General features: G+C 38.1%; 12 protein-coding genes and 1 pseudogene. 12 read left to right on the plus strand and 1 reads right to left on the minus strand.

Annotated elements, in window-relative coordinates:
* Positions 1-45: 45 nt before the first annotated feature.
* Both R2H34_RS07305 and R2H34_RS07310 read left to right on the plus strand, forming a co-directional pair.
* A pseudogene (locus R2H34_RS07305) lies at positions 46-1,103 on the plus strand (IS4 family transposase); the annotation flags it as partial.
* 345 nt (positions 1,104-1,448) lie between these two features.
* Entirely contained in the window at positions 1,449-3,914 is a 2,466-nt protein-coding gene (locus R2H34_RS07310; protein WP_075696382.1) for an acyl-CoA dehydrogenase, read from the plus strand.
* 56 nt (positions 3,915-3,970) lie between these two features.
* Here R2H34_RS07310 and R2H34_RS07315 read toward each other — a convergent pair whose 3' ends face one another.
* Entirely contained in the window at positions 3,971-5,269 is a 1,299-nt protein-coding gene (locus tag R2H34_RS07315; protein WP_004959328.1) for a sigma-54 interaction domain-containing protein, read from the minus strand.
* A 194-nt stretch (positions 5,270-5,463) separates the two neighbouring features.
* Here R2H34_RS07315 and R2H34_RS07320 point away from each other — a divergent pair, with 194 nt between their 5' ends.
* The 10 genes from R2H34_RS07320 (at position 5,464) to R2H34_RS07365 (ending at position 16,415) form a co-directional block, all read left to right on the plus strand.
* Positions 5,464-6,147, plus strand: a complete 684-nt coding sequence (locus R2H34_RS07320; protein ID WP_087540870.1) for an MBL fold metallo-hydrolase — start codon at positions 5,464-5,466, stop codon at positions 6,145-6,147.
* Positions 6,148-6,161: 14 nt separating this feature from the next.
* Positions 6,162-7,817, plus strand: coding sequence for a bifunctional protein tyrosine phosphatase family protein/NAD(P)/FAD-dependent oxidoreductase (locus R2H34_RS07325; RefSeq protein ID WP_004959324.1), 1,656 nt, complete (start codon positions 6,162-6,164; stop codon positions 7,815-7,817).
* Positions 7,818-7,922: 105 nt separating this feature from the next.
* Positions 7,923-8,720 (plus strand): sulfite exporter TauE/SafE family protein, encoded by a 798-nt coding sequence (locus R2H34_RS07330; RefSeq protein ID WP_004959321.1) that lies wholly within the window; start codon positions 7,923-7,925, stop codon positions 8,718-8,720.
* 200 nt (positions 8,721-8,920) lie between these two features.
* Positions 8,921-9,907, plus strand: coding sequence for an acyl-CoA desaturase (locus tag R2H34_RS07335; RefSeq protein WP_004959315.1), 987 nt, complete (start codon positions 8,921-8,923; stop codon positions 9,905-9,907).
* The gene (locus R2H34_RS07340; RefSeq protein ID WP_087540872.1) at positions 9,907-11,181 is read left to right on the plus strand and encodes an NAD(P)/FAD-dependent oxidoreductase; all 1,275 of its coding nucleotides are present in this window, start codon (positions 9,907-9,909) and stop codon (positions 11,179-11,181) included. Before R2H34_RS07335 ends, R2H34_RS07340 begins: the two co-directional genes overlap by 1 nt.
* Before the next feature lie 15 nt (positions 11,182-11,196).
* Positions 11,197-12,012, plus strand: coding sequence for a DUF1365 domain-containing protein (locus tag R2H34_RS07345; protein ID WP_075696384.1), 816 nt, complete (start codon positions 11,197-11,199; stop codon positions 12,010-12,012).
* Positions 11,987-13,186, plus strand: a complete 1,200-nt coding sequence (locus R2H34_RS07350; RefSeq protein ID WP_318342539.1) for a cyclopropane-fatty-acyl-phospholipid synthase family protein — start codon at positions 11,987-11,989, stop codon at positions 13,184-13,186. Before R2H34_RS07345 ends, R2H34_RS07350 begins: the two co-directional genes overlap by 26 nt.
* A 33-nt stretch (positions 13,187-13,219) precedes the next feature.
* Positions 13,220-13,999, plus strand: coding sequence for a DUF1295 domain-containing protein (locus tag R2H34_RS07355; RefSeq protein ID WP_042893117.1), 780 nt, complete (start codon positions 13,220-13,222; stop codon positions 13,997-13,999).
* Positions 14,000-14,008: 9 nt separating this feature from the next.
* Complete coding sequence (locus R2H34_RS07360; RefSeq protein ID WP_282896783.1) at positions 14,009-15,058, plus strand: SAM-dependent methyltransferase; 1,050 nt, start codon at positions 14,009-14,011, stop codon at positions 15,056-15,058.
* A 28-nt stretch (positions 15,059-15,086) separates the two neighbouring features.
* Positions 15,087-16,415 carry a sensor histidine kinase gene (locus R2H34_RS07365; protein WP_039047254.1) on the plus strand — a complete coding sequence of 443 codons (1,329 nt, stop codon included), beginning with the start codon at positions 15,087-15,089 and terminating at the stop codon, positions 16,413-16,415.
* Positions 16,416-16,417 lie beyond the last annotated feature (2 nt).

Consider the following 16,417-nt stretch of genomic DNA (forward strand, 5'->3'; position numbering starts at 1 on the left):
TCATTGAAATAATGGCATAATACTTGTTTTCTGACGACGAATATGATGAAACATTTCAATGAGTTACATCTCATCTTAAACAAATATCTAAAGTGGAACAAGTCACATGCAAAATGTTTACACTGATTATGCTTGCATTAATTGTAAAACAGACATGTTATCTTTCTTCTGCATCTAAAGCCTTACCCATCAAGTGCTTACCACAATCATTTTATCGACGTATACAACGCTTCTTTGCAGATCAGTATTTCGATTATCGTCAAATTTCTCAGTTAATTTTCAATATATTTTCATTCGATAAAGTCCAATTAACTTTGGATAGAACCAACTGGAAATGGGGAAAACGAGATATCAATATCTTGATGTTAGCCATCGTCTATCGTGGAATAGCGATACCTATTGTTTGGACATTGCTCAATAAACGTGGCAATTCAGATACAAAAGAGCGTATTGCTTTGATTCAACGCTTTATCTCCATTTTTGGTAAAGATCGTATTGTGAATGTGTTCGCAGACAGAGAATTTATCGGTGAGAAATGGTTTACATGGTTAATTGAAAATGACATTCACTTCTGTATACGTGTTAAAAAAACTTTATTGTGACCAATCACTTAGCCAAGAATCATAAAATTAGTGATTTATTTCGTCATCTTCAAGTTGGTCAAACAGAATGTCGTAAACGACGTATTTGGGTTGGTCGAGTGAAACTGTATATTAGTGCGCTACGATTAGAAGATGGAGAACTTTTACTTCTTGTTTCTCCTATGTTTAATGCTTCTGCTATTGGTGATTATGCATTACGCTGGGAAATCGAAACCTTATTTAGTTGTCTCAAAGGACGTGGATTCAATCTTGAAAATACTCGTTTAACAGACCCTAGACGAGTCTAGCTATCGGTTTCTGTTGGTGCTATTTAACAGGTGAATGGCAACATGATCGAAAAAAAGCGATAAAAATAAAGAAGCATGGACGACTTTCAATAAGTTTATTTCGCTACGGTTTGGACTATGTTCAAATGGTTATTCTACGTTTGATTTGTTTTGGAAAAAAGAAGAATTTAAGAAAGTGCTCGCAATTTTAAGAAAGAAAAAGCCTGATAGGACAGGCCCTATGAAATTTGTCGTGTACAGAGCAAAATATTATAAGTTGACTGTAGCGTTCAATATAATTTAAACCGATTGCAATGATTTGAATAAATCATCATATACCGATTTGGCTTTTAATTTATCTTTTGGTAATTTTAAGTATCTGTAAATTATTTTTTTCCTATTTTAAAAAAGTTTTTTTGTGATGTGCTTGTGTAATGAATGGTAGTTATTTAAGCAAATCAGTCTTTAATCAGTACAATCAAAATTCACTCTTTTTTCACTTATCGCCATCTAAGTTCAAACATGAAGTAATTCAAATAAATCAATTTTCTCAGTTCAAGTTGAAGGCAAAGGAGTAACCATGACTCTATTATTGATATTGCTTAGCTTGTTTATTCAGTTTGTTTTGTTGTGGGCTGTATTTTATTTCGAACTAAATCGCACGATTGGTAGTATTTTATCAATTACTATCGCTATTTTATGTAGTGTATTTATCACACCTTGGAGTTTATTGATTGGCTTACCAATTATTCTCGCGAGTGTGATTCTTCTCCTCCCTCCATTACGTGAAGCATTCATCAGTCGTCCAGCATATAAAGCATTGTCAAAAGCAATGCCGTCGATGAGTACGACAGAAAGAGAAGCCCTAGAAGCAGGAACCAGTTGGTGGGAAAAAGAACTGTTTATGGGTTCTCCTGATTGGAGTAAATTTGATGATTATCCTTATTCGACATTGTCAGCTGAAGAACAGTCCTTTTTAGACAACGAAGTTCAGCAGCTATGCGCCATGCTCGATGAATGGAAAATTCATCATCAAGATAAAGATTTACCTCCTGAAGTATGGCAATTCATCAAGGATAAAGGTTTCTTAGGTCTTATTATTCCAAAATCTTTTGGTGGCAAAGAATTTAGCCCATTTGCGCAAAGTCGTATTATGAGCAAGATTGCATCACGCTCTTTAACTGCAGCTGTGAGTTGTATGGTTCCTAACTCTTTAGGACCAGGAGAGCTTTTATTGCATTATGGAACGACTGAACAGAAACAACGTTACTTACCAGGTCTTGCGGATGGTACAGAAATTCCATGTTTTGGTTTAACAAGTCCTGAAGCAGGGTCAGATGCTGGTGCAATTCCTGATACGGGCGTGGTTTGTTATGGTCAGTATCAAGGTCAGGATGTGCTTGGATTAAAAATGAATTTTTCTAAGCGCTGGATCACACTAGCACCAATTGCGACTGTGATTGGATTGGCTTTTAAACTGTATGATCCTGATGGTTTACTGGGTGATAAATCCAAAACCGAATATGGCATCACCTGTGCATTAATTCCTGCAAATCATGACGGAATTAAAATTGGTGCACGTCATAATCCAGGTGCGCCGTTTATGAATGGTACAGTCGAAGGAACAGATGTATTTATTCCAATTGATTGGATCATCGGTGGACAAAAAAATGCTGGTAAGGGCTGGCGTATGTTGATGGAATGTCTCGGCGTCGGACGTGGTATTTCATTACCAGCATTAGCTACAGCCGCAGGTGAGATGAGTTACTTATTGGTTGGTGCATTTGCGAGTGTACGGCAACAGTTCAAAGTTTCTGTCGGTAACTTTGAAGGTGTACAAGAAGCGACCAGTGATATTGCCAGTGATGCTTATATGTTAGAAGCATTCAGATATATGGTCACTTGTGGTTTGAATCAAGGTGGTACACCATCAGTTATGACCGCTATGGCGAAGTATTATGCAACCGAAACGATGAGAACTGTGATCAATCACGGGATGGATGTAGTCGGTGGACGTGCGATTCAGCTTGGTCCTCGTAACTTCTTAGCATTGACTTATCAATCAATCCCAGTTGCGATTACGGTTGAAGGTGCAAACATTTTAACTCGATCATTGATGATTTTTGGTCAAGGTTCTATGCGTTGCCATCCGTATTTGTTTGAAGAATTACAACTTCTGCAAGCAGAAGATAAATCAGCTGCTTTGAAACAATTTAACACGTTGTTGTTTAAGCATTTGGCTTATACCTTTAACCGTGGTGCGAGAGCTTTAGCGTATGGTATTACGGGTGGACCTAGTCATGCATCCAAGCAATCTGATGCTTTCACCAAACCGTATTATGTGATTATCAATCGCATGAGCACTGATTTTGCTCTAACCGCGGATATGGCTTTAGGCCTTTTGGCTGGAGATTTAAAACGTAAAGAAATGCTCTCAGGACGCTTGGCGGATATCCATTCATACTTATTTATCGCAACCTCGATTCTTAAATATTATGAAAGTGGTAAACGGACGGAAGCTGAGCAAAAACATGCAGAATTGGCATTAAACAAAGCTTTATTTAATGCACAAGAAGCTTTCTTTGGATTCTATGAAAACTTCCCAGTAAAAGTTGCAGCTAAATTAGTGAAATTGATCTGTTTCCCATTTGGACGTCCAGTCGCAAAACCAACAGATCATTTGAAACAAGAAGTAGCTCAATTGCTCTTACAGGAAAATGCTTTCCGTGAAGAATTGAAGAAGCATGTGTATTACACCACTGAAGTAACAGATGTGATGGGGCGTATGGAATCTACATTCCAGATGTTGCTCACTATTCAACCGTTGTGGGATAAGTTCAAACGCGCAGAATCAAAAGATAAGTTCAAAGGACTCAGCTTTGAAGAAAGAATCCATGATGCTGTGGCGATTGATTTTATTACTCCCACAGAGGCAGATAAACTACTGAAATATAATGCTAAGCGTTATGACAGTATGTTAACGGATGTATTTGATCGTGAATTGAAACAAGAACGACCTTTAGCAAATCCGCATCTGCCAAGATAAGGATTTGTCATCCATCATAAGTAAAAGCGAGTTATTTTAAATAGCTCGCTTTTTTATTAGAGATTAAATTTTTTTCTATATCGCCATAAAGTTGTTCGACTCATATTGAGTTCTTTTGCAGCAAGATTCAGGTCATTTTGATGCTTAATCAAAACATCTCTAATTTTATTTTTATTGATTTTTTCTGGATAAACAGGCTTCTCTGATACCTCATTCTGTATTAGTGATGAATGCAAATGAATATCTATGATTTCATCTGGTAGATCAGCAACTTCAATTTCTGATTTTTCATTTGCCATGGTCAATGCATATAAAAGAGTGTTTTTTAGCTCACGGACATTTCCTGGCCAATCATAAGCAATCAATGTTTTTAATGCTTCATCGGATAGATGCGGTTGTGTGTGAAATACAGATTGCTGTTGACTCAAAATAAATTCAGCAATCAACGGAATATCCTCTTTACGATCACGTAAAGGCGGAATAAAAATAGGGATAACTCTCAGGCGATACAATAAATCCTGACGGAAACGTCCTTGTTTCGCTTCTTCGCGCAAAGCTCGGTGGGTCGCGGTGATGATTCGAACATTGGCTTTAATAGATTTTTCACCACCCAAAGGCGTAAATTCACCTGTCTCGAGTACACGCAAAAGTTTGGCTTGTAACTCTAGTGGGATTTCAGCAATTTCATCTAAAAATAGCGTTCCGCCAGCAGCTCGCTCGAAAACTCCTTTATGTTCACGAATAGCACCTGTGAAAGCACCTTTGACATGCCCAAACAATTCACTTTCTAAGATGTTTGCATTTAAAGCAGCGCAGTTGATTGCGATAAAAACTTTGCTTTTTCGCTGACTATGGTCATGGATGGCTTGTGCGACCAGTTCTTTGCCACTTCCAGACTCTCCACGAACTAAGACTGGAAATTCTGTAATTGCCACACGTTCAATAATTGAAAACATACGTTGCATTTCAGGAGATTGGCTATGAAATGTTTCAGACAAACTCTGACCACTATTTTCTTTTTTTGATGTTTCAGCCTGTTGCAATGGTTGAACTATGTACAACTTTCCAGAGAAATCCTGATCTGAAACTTGGATATTGTGTTGGTGACATAAAAGCTCAATTGAAGCTGTGGCAGATTGCAGATGAATTTTCCCAGTTTCTAATAGGTTGTTTAGTATTTTTTGTTTAGTCAGTTGAGCAATAGAGGGATTAAAACGTGTTGATTTGAACTCATAAACTATAGCTGAGTTTGATTGATCAACAATAAACAGGGCGCAGTCTGTAATGAGTTGTTGTAAATACCCTAAGAAGTTTTCCAAATCTACTTGTTTTATAAAATCAATGGATTGATTCATATTGTTTCAGGTGTTATTTCTTTGAATGTTTCATTGAAACATAAAATGAACTGATGGTGAAACATGAATTTAAGAAATCATTAAATAATATGTAATAATATATTGTTTTATTTGAATATAATAATTTGTGCATAGAATTGGCATCTTGTTTGCAATTTAAGAATATATAAATAATTACATCGAGATTGATCCACATGATATTTCATCAGTTTTTTGAAAATGAAAGTTCAACATATACCTATCTCATCGCATCTGAACAGACACATGAAGCGGTACTGATTGATCCTGTTGCATCGGAAATTGAGCGTTATGCGGACATGCTTGAACAAAACAATTTGAAGCTGGTTTATAGCCTTGATACGCATGTGCATGCAGATCATGTAACGGCAGCAAATCTGTTACGTGAACGTTTTGGATGTAAAACAGTGTTACATCGCAACTCCGAAGTTGCATGTGGTGACATTTTTATATCTGACCGCAGTGCAATTCGCGTAGGAGAGATTTTAATTGAAGCTCGCTATACGCCTGGACATACCAATGCATGTACCAGTTATGTATTGGATGGTATGGTATTTACGGGTGACGCATTGCTTATAGACGGTTGCGGGCGTACTGATTTCCAAGAAGGTGATGCTGCAACTTTGTATGACAGTATTCATCAACAGATATTCACTTTAGCTGATAAAACTATTGTTTATCCAGGTCATGACTACAAGGGGCGCGTGTCATCTACGGTTGGACAAGAGCGACTACATAACTCTCGATTGGGGGAAGGCAAAAGTAAGCAAGACTTCATTATTTTGATGGAAAACCTCAATCTTCCTTATCCAAAGAAAATTGATATTGCTTTACCTGCGAATAAAGCCTGCGGTCAGTAATACGAGAGAGTGGCATGCAATTAAAACAAGTGAATCAAGAATTTTATGTTGCAGATCAAATTTCTCAACGAGATGTGGCTGAACTTGCAAATAAAGGTATCAAAACAATTATTTGTAATCGTCCTGATGGTGAGGGTGCTGATCAACCCAATATCATTGAAATACAAGAAGTAGCATCTACTCACGGGATTCAAGTTGAGTATTTACCTGTGGTGAGTGGTCGTGTAACTGATGAGCAGGCTGAAGAGTTTAAATCAGTTTATCAAGCAGCTCAAAAGCCAATCTTGGCGTTTTGCCGCACAGGTACACGCTCAATCACGCTTTGGGGATTATCTCAGGTTTCAGGATTAAGTCTGGATCAAATGCTATTGGTGTCTAAAACTCTGGGTTATGACTTACAAGGTTTAGTTCCAAGAATCCTCAATCAACACCCAACACAATTAAATAATGTGCCTAAATTTTCGGTGGTGATCGTAGGTGGTGGAGCTGCTGGGATTTCAGTTGCTTCAAGCTTACTTTCACGAGAGCCAAATCTAGATATTGCTGTGATTGATCCAGCAGAAATTCATTACTATCAACCCGGTTGGACGATGGTCGGTGGTGGAATTTTTGCACCAGAAAAAACAGTTCGAACCATGGCGAGTTTGATACCTAAGCAAGTACAGTGGATAAAAGCTGCTGTGGCGGCCTTTGATCCAGACAATAAACAGGTGTTGTTAGAGGGCTGTAAGCCGATCAACTATGAAGTATTGGTGGTTTGCCCAGGTTTGAAGCTTAACTGGCACGGTATTGAAGGTTTAGTTGAAACATTGGGCAAAAATGGTGTGACCTCGAATTATCGTTATGATCTAGCGCCGTATACATGGCAGTTAGTCAGCCAAATGAAACGTGGTAAGGCAATTTTCACTCAACCACCTATGCCGATCAAATGTGCGGGTGCGCCACAAAAAGCGATGTATCTATCTGCCGATTATTGGCAAAAACAAGGCGTATTGAAAGATATTCAAGTTGATTTTTTCAATACGGGTGCGGTGTTATTTGGTGTTGAGGCTTATGTGCCAGCATTGATGGAATATGTGAAACGCTATAACGCCAATCTGCACTTCAACCATCAGCTGGTAAAAGTTGATGGTGCAAACAAACGTGCATGGTTCAAGGTCAATCAAGGTGAAAGTACATCACTGTTAGAAACTGATTTTGACATGATTCATGTCGTTCCACCGCAACAAGCACCTGATTTTATTCGTGCAAGTAATTTAGTTGATGCAGCAGGTTGGGTGAGCGTTGATCAAAATACTTTGCAGCACAGTAAATATCCTTACATTTTTGCACTTGGAGATGTCATGAATGCTCCGAATGCGAAAACTGCTGCTGCAGCACGTAAACAAGCGCCAATTGTTGCAGTGAATGTTTTGCAGTACTTAAAAGGTAGTGATCAATTTGCTCAGTACGATGGTTATGGTTCATGTCCTTTGACTGTTGAGCGAGGCAAGATCGTTCTTGCAGAATTTGGCTATGGTGGGAAACTGCTACCGAGTTTTCCAAAGTGGTTCTTGGATGGTCAAAAACCTTCACGTATGGCATGGCTATTAAAAGAACAAATCCTACCCCCGATGTATTGGGATGGCATGTTAAAAGGGCATGAGTGGCTGGTAAAACCTAAACTGTAATTTATTCATTAGATCCTATAGATCATTAGCTTAGCTCTAATTTTAGAGCTGGGTTAGGTTTTTTCACACTTGAAAAAGTGTATCTCATTTTTCATGAGGTCCTTTATGGATATGTGGTTATTAGTCTTGGAAGGTTTAGCAATTGGATGCTTGCTTGGATTAACAGGTGCAGGAGGAGGAATTTTAGCCGTTCCCGCACTGATGGCGAGTCAAGGATGGACTGTCTCACAAGCTGCACCTGTCGGACTACTTGCAATTACACTTTCTGCGTTTGTAGGGAGTGTACAAGGCTTATTGAAAAAAATCGTACGCTATAAAGCTGCAATATGGATTGCTTTGATTAGTATTCCATCGGCTCGATATGGCGTGCATTTATCTAACATCATCTCTCCTACATGGTTAAGCCTAGCTTTTAGTTTAGTGATGATGGTTGTTGCCTATCGAATTTTCTTCAATAAAGTTCATGATTTTGAAGATCCACCATGTAAGGTCAATCAGTCTACTGGAAAACTTATTTGGAATGTGAAAACAGCCAGTGTATTGGGTCTTATTGGTGTGGTTGCGGGTTTGTTGACTGGATTGCTTGGTGTTGGTGGTGGATTTGTCATTGTTCCAGCGCTGCGTAAAGCAACGGATCTCGATATGCGTAGTATAGTTGCAACGTCGTTAATGATCATTTTTCTGATTGGCGGTGTGAGCATTTCTATCCACGTACTCGATGGCTTCCAATATCCAGTTTCAGTAACGATCAGTTTTGTGGTTGCTTGCATTTTAGGGATGTTGGTCGGACGACGACTCATTAATTTGATTGATCTAAAAACAGTGCAAAAGATATTTGCAACTGTGGTAATTGGTGTCGCTGTTTACCTAATTTGGACAAGTCTTTCTGTACTATTTTTATAGAAAGTGTCATATTTAAAAAATGAAATTCTATGATTAGCTTATTTTTAGGAATAGGCTGATGAGTATAAATAAATTTTTGTTTTTAAATGATTTTACACGATCATTTTGCTAATATTTTTTTATACAATTGATCTTCACATAAATTTCATACCAAATTTTATAAAATCAAAATTACAAGAGAAATGGGTCAGGAAGAATCAATGTTTAAATTTTTTCTGCGATGGATAGACAGTTGGTCAACTACACAAACTTCTGAGACAAATGAGTCTGATACGTTTAAAACATATAAAGATACTAAAATTCAATGGTTGCGAATCCTTCCATTTATTTTTTTGCATATCGCATGTTTAGCCGTTTTCTGGGTCGGTGTATCTTGGTTTGCAGTCGCGTTTATGCTGTTTTTTTATTTTATTCGTATGTTTGCGATTACAGCATTCTTTCATCGTTATTTGTCACATAAAACATTTCAGACTTCTCGTCCTGTGCAATTTATATTTGTCTTGATTGGAACGATGAGTGCGCAACGTGGTCCTTTATGGTGGGCTGCTCATCATCGCTATCATCATCGTTTTACCGATACAGAGCATGATCCACACTCATCAGAGCATGGTTTTTGGTATAGCCATATCGGCTGGTTCCTAAATGAACAGAATTTCACAACGCGAAAGGAGGTCATCAAAGATTGGATCAAATTTCCAGAATTAGTTTGGTTAGACCGATTTAGTTTACCCGTTGTGTTACTGACTGCTTTATCAATCTATGGTTTGGGTGAGTGGTTAGCAGTTGCTTATCCAAGTTTAGGTACATCAGGTTTGCAATTGCTGGTTTGGGGTTTTGTGGTTTCAACAGTTTTGTTGATTCACGCAACTTTATGTATTAACTCGCTTGCTCACTTGTATGGAAGCCGAGATTTTGAGACTAATGACAATAGTCGAAATAACTTATTCCTTTCGATTATTACATTGGGCGAGGGTTGGCATAATAATCATCACTATTATGCAGGTAGCACGCGACAAGGTTTTTTCTGGTGGCAAATCGATATTACTTATTACATTTTAAAAATGATGTCTTTTTTAGGTCTCATTTGGGCGATCAAACCAGTACCTGAGCGCGTTTATGATGCGTACAAAACTCAAATACAAAATTTAAAAATGAACGCGAATAAAATTCAAAGTGAGAAGTCTTGATGAAGATTGCAATTGTAGGTTCAGGTATTTCAGGCATGTATGCCGCATGGAAATTATCACAGCAGCATCAAGTCACGATCTTTGAAAAAGAAAATTATTTCGGAGGACACACTGACACCCACGATCTTTGGATTGATGAACAGAATGTTGCAGTAGATAGTGGGTTTATTGTATTTAATGACTATAACTATCCTTTATTCAGTGCAATGATTGCTGAACTTGGTGTCCAAGCACAGAATAGTGATATGAGTTTTTCTGTGAATAATCAGGTCACTGGTCTACAGTACAATCCATCTAAAAAATGGTCATTATTGACTCGTCCGAAAAATTTTTTAAATAAGAACTTTCGATTGATGCTGTCTGATTTGATCAGGTTTTATCAGGAGAATAAAGATGTTGTCGTGGATCAATGTGATGCTGAGTTAAGTATTGAAGATTATCTAAATCGAAATGACTACTCCCAGGTTTTTAGAGAAGAACATCTCTATCCAATGTGTGGCGCACTGTGGTCAAGTCCAGTTGATCAAGTTGGGAAGATACCCTACAAATTTGTGGTCAGTTTCTTTCAACATCATCGTATGTTGCAGTTGGCTGATCGACCACAATGGCAGACAGTAAAAGGTGGTTCAGCTTCTTATATACGAGCGATTCAAAAAACTTGCCCATCGATTATTTGGAAGAAAGCGCAAGTTCAACAAGTGATTCGTGAAAATGATTTAGTTCATATTGTCACAAATCAAGAACAAGAAACTTTTGACTGGGTTGTGTTTGCGAGTCATGCTGATGATACGTTAAAGCTTATTCAAAATCCTTCGGCAGATGAGCGAGATGTATTAGGTTGTTTTGATTATCAAGATAACTTTATGGTGGTACATCGCGATACTTCGATTATGCCGAAGCGTCAATCTCAATGGGCGAGTTGGCATGTGCATGTCACTGCTCAAGAAAAACCTGAAAAAAATAGTAAAGTTCATCAAGTACACTATGGATTTACCTATTGGATGAACAGCTTGCAGAATCTACCTTGTAAAACGCAGGTATTTTCTACATTGAATCCGAATATGCCGATCGCGAATGATAAGATTTATGTCGAACGTTATTATCGACATCCTGTTTTTGATAAAAAAGCAATTGAGTCACAAGCGCGTTGGGAACTGATTAATGGTCAAAACCGCAGTTCATTTTGTGGAGCATATTGGGGGTGGGGCTTTCATGAAGATGGGGCGAGAAGTGCTCAGCGTGTAGTAGATAAGCTATTAGAACTTAAAGACTAATTTGGAGGTGATCACATGTTTGAAGATTCACTTTCCATAGCCAAAGCTCAGATTAGACATCGGCGCTTTCATCCCAAAGCACACGATTTTCAGTCTAGTTTGAGCTATTTATGCTTTGATCCAGATCGTATCGATCAAAACCTAGATCGTTCATGGCTTTGTTCAACTTCGCGTTGGAATATCTTAAATCTTTATGAAAATGATTTTCTAAAAGGCTATACAGGTTCGATCAGAGAGCGAATTAAGAAAATCCTTTTGCAGCAAGTGGACACGATTTTATCGACTCAATCAGAAATTCGTGTGCTCGCATTGCCAAGAACTTTAGGATTTAGTTTTAATTCAGTCATCTTTTATTTTGTACTTAATCCTCAAAAACAACCTGTTTTCATATTGAGTGAAATCACCAATACCCCTTGGAATGAACGTAAAGTTTATGTGCATGACTGCCGTCAAAAATTAAAAGAGCACAGTCATTTCAAAAGTTATGAGTTCGAATTTGAAAAGAGTTTTCATGTGTCTCCATTTATGCCGATGGATATTCACTATAAATGGTGCTTTAACTTTTCAGATGAACAAAATGTGATTCATATGCAGCTTTATCAATCAGATAAATTTATCTTTGATGCAACGATGCGTTTCACTTTAACCAGCATCACAGTTCCTTCACAACTGAATCGTTATGCTATTTATCATATTTTTGAACCTTTCAAGATGTTAGCTTCGATCTACCTTCAAGCTTTTCATCTGTGGCGAAAGAAAGTTCCATTTTATCGGCACCCTAAAAAAGATAAGGATTTAAAACAACATGATGAAAACGCTTATTTTCGGTGAACACGATTCACTGCCTTTGGTTCTTCGGAGCTTGCTCAAACTTCGTCATGGTCAAATTCATTTTCGTGGAGAATGGAATGGTACCGTGGGAGAGCTTTCAGATTTAGAAGCTACGATAGATATTCATAATAAAGAATTGATCGATCTCATTTTTAAAAACGGTGTACTTGGTGCGGCAGAAGGTTATATTCGCGGCTATTGGAGCAGTGAACACCTCGTTGAAGTCATTCAAATTTTGGCGAGAAATCGTCATGTGCTTGATAAGATTAATCAGAATGTGATTTCTCAAGCCAGCCAACTTGTATTAAAAGCTTGGTACAAAACACGTAAAAATTCATTGTCAGGAAGTCGAAAAAATATTGCAGAGCATTACGACCTGAGCAATGACTTTTTCAAACTCTTTCTTGATTCTTCAATGATGTATTCCAGTGCAGTATATAAGCACAAAGATATGACTCTAGAAGAAGCTTCGGATTATAAAAAAGAACTGATTTGTCAGAAATTACAACTCAAACCAATGGATCACTTGGTTGAGATCGGTAGTGGTTGGGGCGGATTTGCGATCTACGCTGCTCAGCATTATGGCTGTAAAGTGACTACGATCACTATTTCTCAAGCACAATACGATGAAGCAACCAAACGTATTGCCGATGCGGGTCTCAGTCATCGTGTCAATGTTCAGCTCAAAGATTACCGATTGTTAGAAGGTAAATTCGACAAGTTGGTTTCGATCGAAATGATTGAAGCGGTGGGTGAGCAATATTTATCGACTTACTTTAATAAATGCCGATCCTTATTAAAACCGAATGGTTTGGGCTTGATTCAAGCTATCACAATTGAAGATGCACGTTATAAAAAAGCTTTGAATACCGTGGATTATATTAAACGCTATATTTTCCCAGGAAGTTTTATCCCTTGTATCAGCGTTTTAACACAAGCGGCATCTGAACAACAGTTACGCTTAAAACATCTTGAAGATATTGGCTTGAGCTATGCAGAAACGATTCATCAATGGCGTGAGCGTTTCTTAAATGCCAAAGAACGCGTTTTGGCTTTAGGATTTGATGAGAACTTTATTCGGATGTGGGATTTCTATCTTTGCTATTGCGAAGGTGGCTTTAAAGAAGGGGTGATCAGCGATGTACACCTATTATTTAAAGCAAGTCCTTATTAATTTCTAATTATTTTAAGCATCAAGGAGGCAGTTATGATATGGCAATTGTTTTTACTTGATGCCCTTGTGATGACGCTTTGTTGGTTGTGGGCAACAGTAAACCATCGTGCTGGTATCGTAGATGTCGCATGGAGTTTCTGTATTGTTCTCAATATTGCCATTACAGCATTGTTTGTTGAGATCGCTCCGTTAAATGTCAGATTGTTTCTCGGCGTATTCAGTTCAATATGGTTCTTGCGTCTAACTTTGCATCTATTCCGTCGTTATTTAGCTGAGCATGAAGAAGACCGTCGATATGCCAACATGCGTAGAGCAATGGGCAAATATCAACATTTTGGTTTCTTTCTATTTTTCATGTTTCAGGCTGGATTAGCCATTTTATTCAGCATTCCGATGTGGAGCTTGCTCAATGTGCCAAGCATGTCTTGGAGCATGGATACCAATGATTATCTGATTATTGCAGGTCTAATTATGTTTGTTGCATTCGTCGGTGAGACGGTTGCAGATCAACAATTATATCGTTTCAAGCAAAATCCTAAAAATCATGGCAAAACAATGGATCAAGGTCTATGGAAGTATTCAAGGCATCCAAACTACTTCTTTGAATGGCTGCATTGGTTTGCTTATCCCATCATAGGATTAGCGGCAGGATTATTAAGCTTGTGGATCTATCCAATTTTGATGTGGTTATTCTTGTATTACATCACGGGTATTCCATTCAGTGAGCAACAAGCATTAAAAAATCGAGGTCAAAATTATCTCGATTATCAAAAACGAACTTCAATGTTTATTCCGTGGAAACCCAAACAGTAGGTACTGCACATGGACTTTATTATTCAAAAATCTTTAAAACTCGTTGAAAGCGGTTTAGTTCCAGATCAGGCAATTCGTGCAGCAATCCGTGCATTGAGTAAAAAGCGTTTGATTCAAGAAGGGCGCTATGATCCTGAGCAAGGTGCACAGCGTTATATGGACGTGCTCAATATGTTGAAGCACAGTGAGATTGCGATTGAAACAGACAAAGCCAATGAGCAACATTATGAGTTGCCGACTGCTTTCTTTCAGGCTGTCTTAGGCAAACGTTTGAAATATAGTGCCTGTTTCTTTCCACATGACCACACTACATTAGATGAAGCCGAAGAGTTTGCACTGCAAATATATAGTGATCGTGCACAGTTGCAGGATGGTCAAGAGATTTTAGAATTGGGCTGTGGTTGGGGATCATTTACCCTATGGATGGCTGAGCGTTATCCAAATGCGAAGATCACAGGTGTTTCAAATTCTGCAACTCAACGCCAGCATATTTTAGCTGAAGCTGAAAAACGTAATTTGAATAATATTCAAATCATCACTTGCGATGTCAATGTGCTTGAATTAAAGACCAATACGTTCGATCGTGTAGTTTCGGTTGAAATGTTTGAACACGTTAGAAACTATCAGAAACTCTTTGAGAAAATTCAGTCTTGGCTTAAAGAAGACGGTAAGTTGTGGTGTCATATTTTCTGTCATCGTTTCTTACATTATCCTTTTGAAATCAAAAGTGAATATGACTGGATGTCACGTTACTTTTTTACGGGTGGTCTGATGCCATCTACCTCTACATTCTTACATTTCCAAGATCATTTAGAGCTTGCGCAGCATTGGCAGAGGTCAGGCACACATTATGAAAAAACATCTAATGCTTGGCTAGAAAATATGGATCGTCATGCTGAAGAGTTAAGACCTTTGTTTGAGCAAGTCTATGCACAAGATGCAGATGCATGGTGGCAACGTTGGCGTATATTCTTTATGGCTTGTGCAGAGTTATTTGGATTTGAACAAGGACAAGAGTGGGTGATTGGTCACTTCCTGTTCAATAAGAAAGTCGTATAATTAATTATTGTTTATTGCAGATCAGCTTATGTTAAAACCGAAAAATCATGGCGTGAATACACATCCATTGAGCAAGATGTTTAATCGTCATTATTGGTTGCAAATAGGTCTGATCGCACTTTCAATCATTATTGGTATTGCGTGTAGTGCATGGGTAATTAAGGGTTCTTTACTTAAAACTGCACTCGAGCAAGAGATGGAACATTATTGGCTTCGAGTCGATCGTAATCCAAATGCAGATTTACCAGACACAAAGAATTTGTACGGCTATCGTTGGAACACTGCAATGCCGCCCGCTGCTTTTAAAGGACAACGTTTAGAACAAGGTGTACACCGCATCTTTGTGGATGGAAAAGAACGTATGACTGTTTACGGAGAGCGAAATGGTCAGCACGTTTTATTGGTTTTTGGCGAAAGTAACGTTAATAAAATTGTATGGATGTTCGGACTTGCACCATTAATGTTTAGCCTTATTGTGCTTTACAGTATTTTATGGTGGTCTAATCGTCGTGCTAAACGCTATTTTTCACCGATAACCCGATTAGCCAATGCTTTAGAACATATTGATTGGGCGCATCAAAATAAAGAAGCATCGCCGTTCCAAGGCATTAGCACCAATGGCAATTTAGAAGCGGAATATCTAAAACAAGCGCTGGAAAAATATCATCAAGTTTTAACTGAATTTATTTATCGAGAAAGAGAGTTTACGGGTGATGTGAGCCATGAATTGCGTACTCCGCTAACGATTTTGAAAGGCAATGTGCAACTTTGTCAGGCGAAATATGGTGAAGATAAATCACTAAATCGAATTTCGAATACCATCGAAGATATGCAGTTATTGGTTGATACGCTATTGGCTATTGCTCGAAACACTACGAACACGCTAACCGCTGAACAAATGACTCTATCAACGATCATTCGTGATTTGGTAAGTGACTTAGATCCAGTGAGTCAAAGCAAAGGAATGGAGATTCTGGTTCAATATGATCCTCAAGAATTTCCTCGTATGATTTATCCATCTATGACTAAAATGGTTCTGAGCAATATCCTGCGTAACGCTCTGAATTATTCCCAAGGCTCAAACATTCATATTATTCAACGTAAAAATAGTATTGTGATTGCGGATAATGGGATTGGAATCACGATGCCGAATGATTCCAAAGTTCAAGAATTAAATACGACTCAACTGCAACTTAAAGCAAAAGGGCATGGTATCGGATTACAGTTGGTGCAAAAACTCTGTAATCAATTAGGCTGGCGTGTTGAGCTATTTGATCGACAATATTATTTGAGCACACGCAAATATCTCAAACTGGAAAACACAACGGGTTTAATCGTTGTGGTGTATATGAATTGAGT

The sequence above is a fragment of the Acinetobacter sp. 16 genome (assembly GCF_033439925.1).
GTDB classification, from domain to species: Bacteria; Pseudomonadota; Gammaproteobacteria; order Pseudomonadales; family Moraxellaceae; genus Acinetobacter; species Acinetobacter junii.

Excerpts from the sequence above, each read along its gene's own strand:
- R2H34_RS07310 (WP_075696382.1), top strand. The coding sequence starts at position 1,449 with ATGACTCTATTATTGATATTGCTTAGCTTGTTTATTCAGTTTGTTTTG.
- R2H34_RS07315 (WP_004959328.1), bottom strand. The coding sequence starts at position 5,269 with ATGAATCAATCCATTGATTTTATAAAACAAGTAGATTTGGAAAACTTC.
- R2H34_RS07320 (WP_087540870.1), top strand. The coding sequence starts at position 5,464 with ATGATATTTCATCAGTTTTTTGAAAATGAAAGTTCAACATATACCTAT.
- R2H34_RS07325 (WP_004959324.1), top strand. The coding sequence starts at position 6,162 with ATGCAATTAAAACAAGTGAATCAAGAATTTTATGTTGCAGATCAAATT.
- R2H34_RS07330 (WP_004959321.1), top strand. The coding sequence starts at position 7,923 with ATGGATATGTGGTTATTAGTCTTGGAAGGTTTAGCAATTGGATGCTTG.
- R2H34_RS07335 (WP_004959315.1), top strand. The coding sequence starts at position 8,921 with ATGTTTAAATTTTTTCTGCGATGGATAGACAGTTGGTCAACTACACAA.
- R2H34_RS07340 (WP_087540872.1), top strand. The coding sequence starts at position 9,907 with ATGAAGATTGCAATTGTAGGTTCAGGTATTTCAGGCATGTATGCCGCA.
- R2H34_RS07345 (WP_075696384.1), top strand. The coding sequence starts at position 11,197 with ATGTTTGAAGATTCACTTTCCATAGCCAAAGCTCAGATTAGACATCGG.
- R2H34_RS07350 (WP_318342539.1), top strand. The coding sequence starts at position 11,987 with ATGATGAAAACGCTTATTTTCGGTGAACACGATTCACTGCCTTTGGTT.
- R2H34_RS07355 (WP_042893117.1), top strand. The coding sequence starts at position 13,220 with ATGATATGGCAATTGTTTTTACTTGATGCCCTTGTGATGACGCTTTGT.
- R2H34_RS07360 (WP_282896783.1), top strand. The coding sequence starts at position 14,009 with ATGGACTTTATTATTCAAAAATCTTTAAAACTCGTTGAAAGCGGTTTA.
- R2H34_RS07365 (WP_039047254.1), top strand. The coding sequence starts at position 15,087 with ATGTTAAAACCGAAAAATCATGGCGTGAATACACATCCATTGAGCAAG.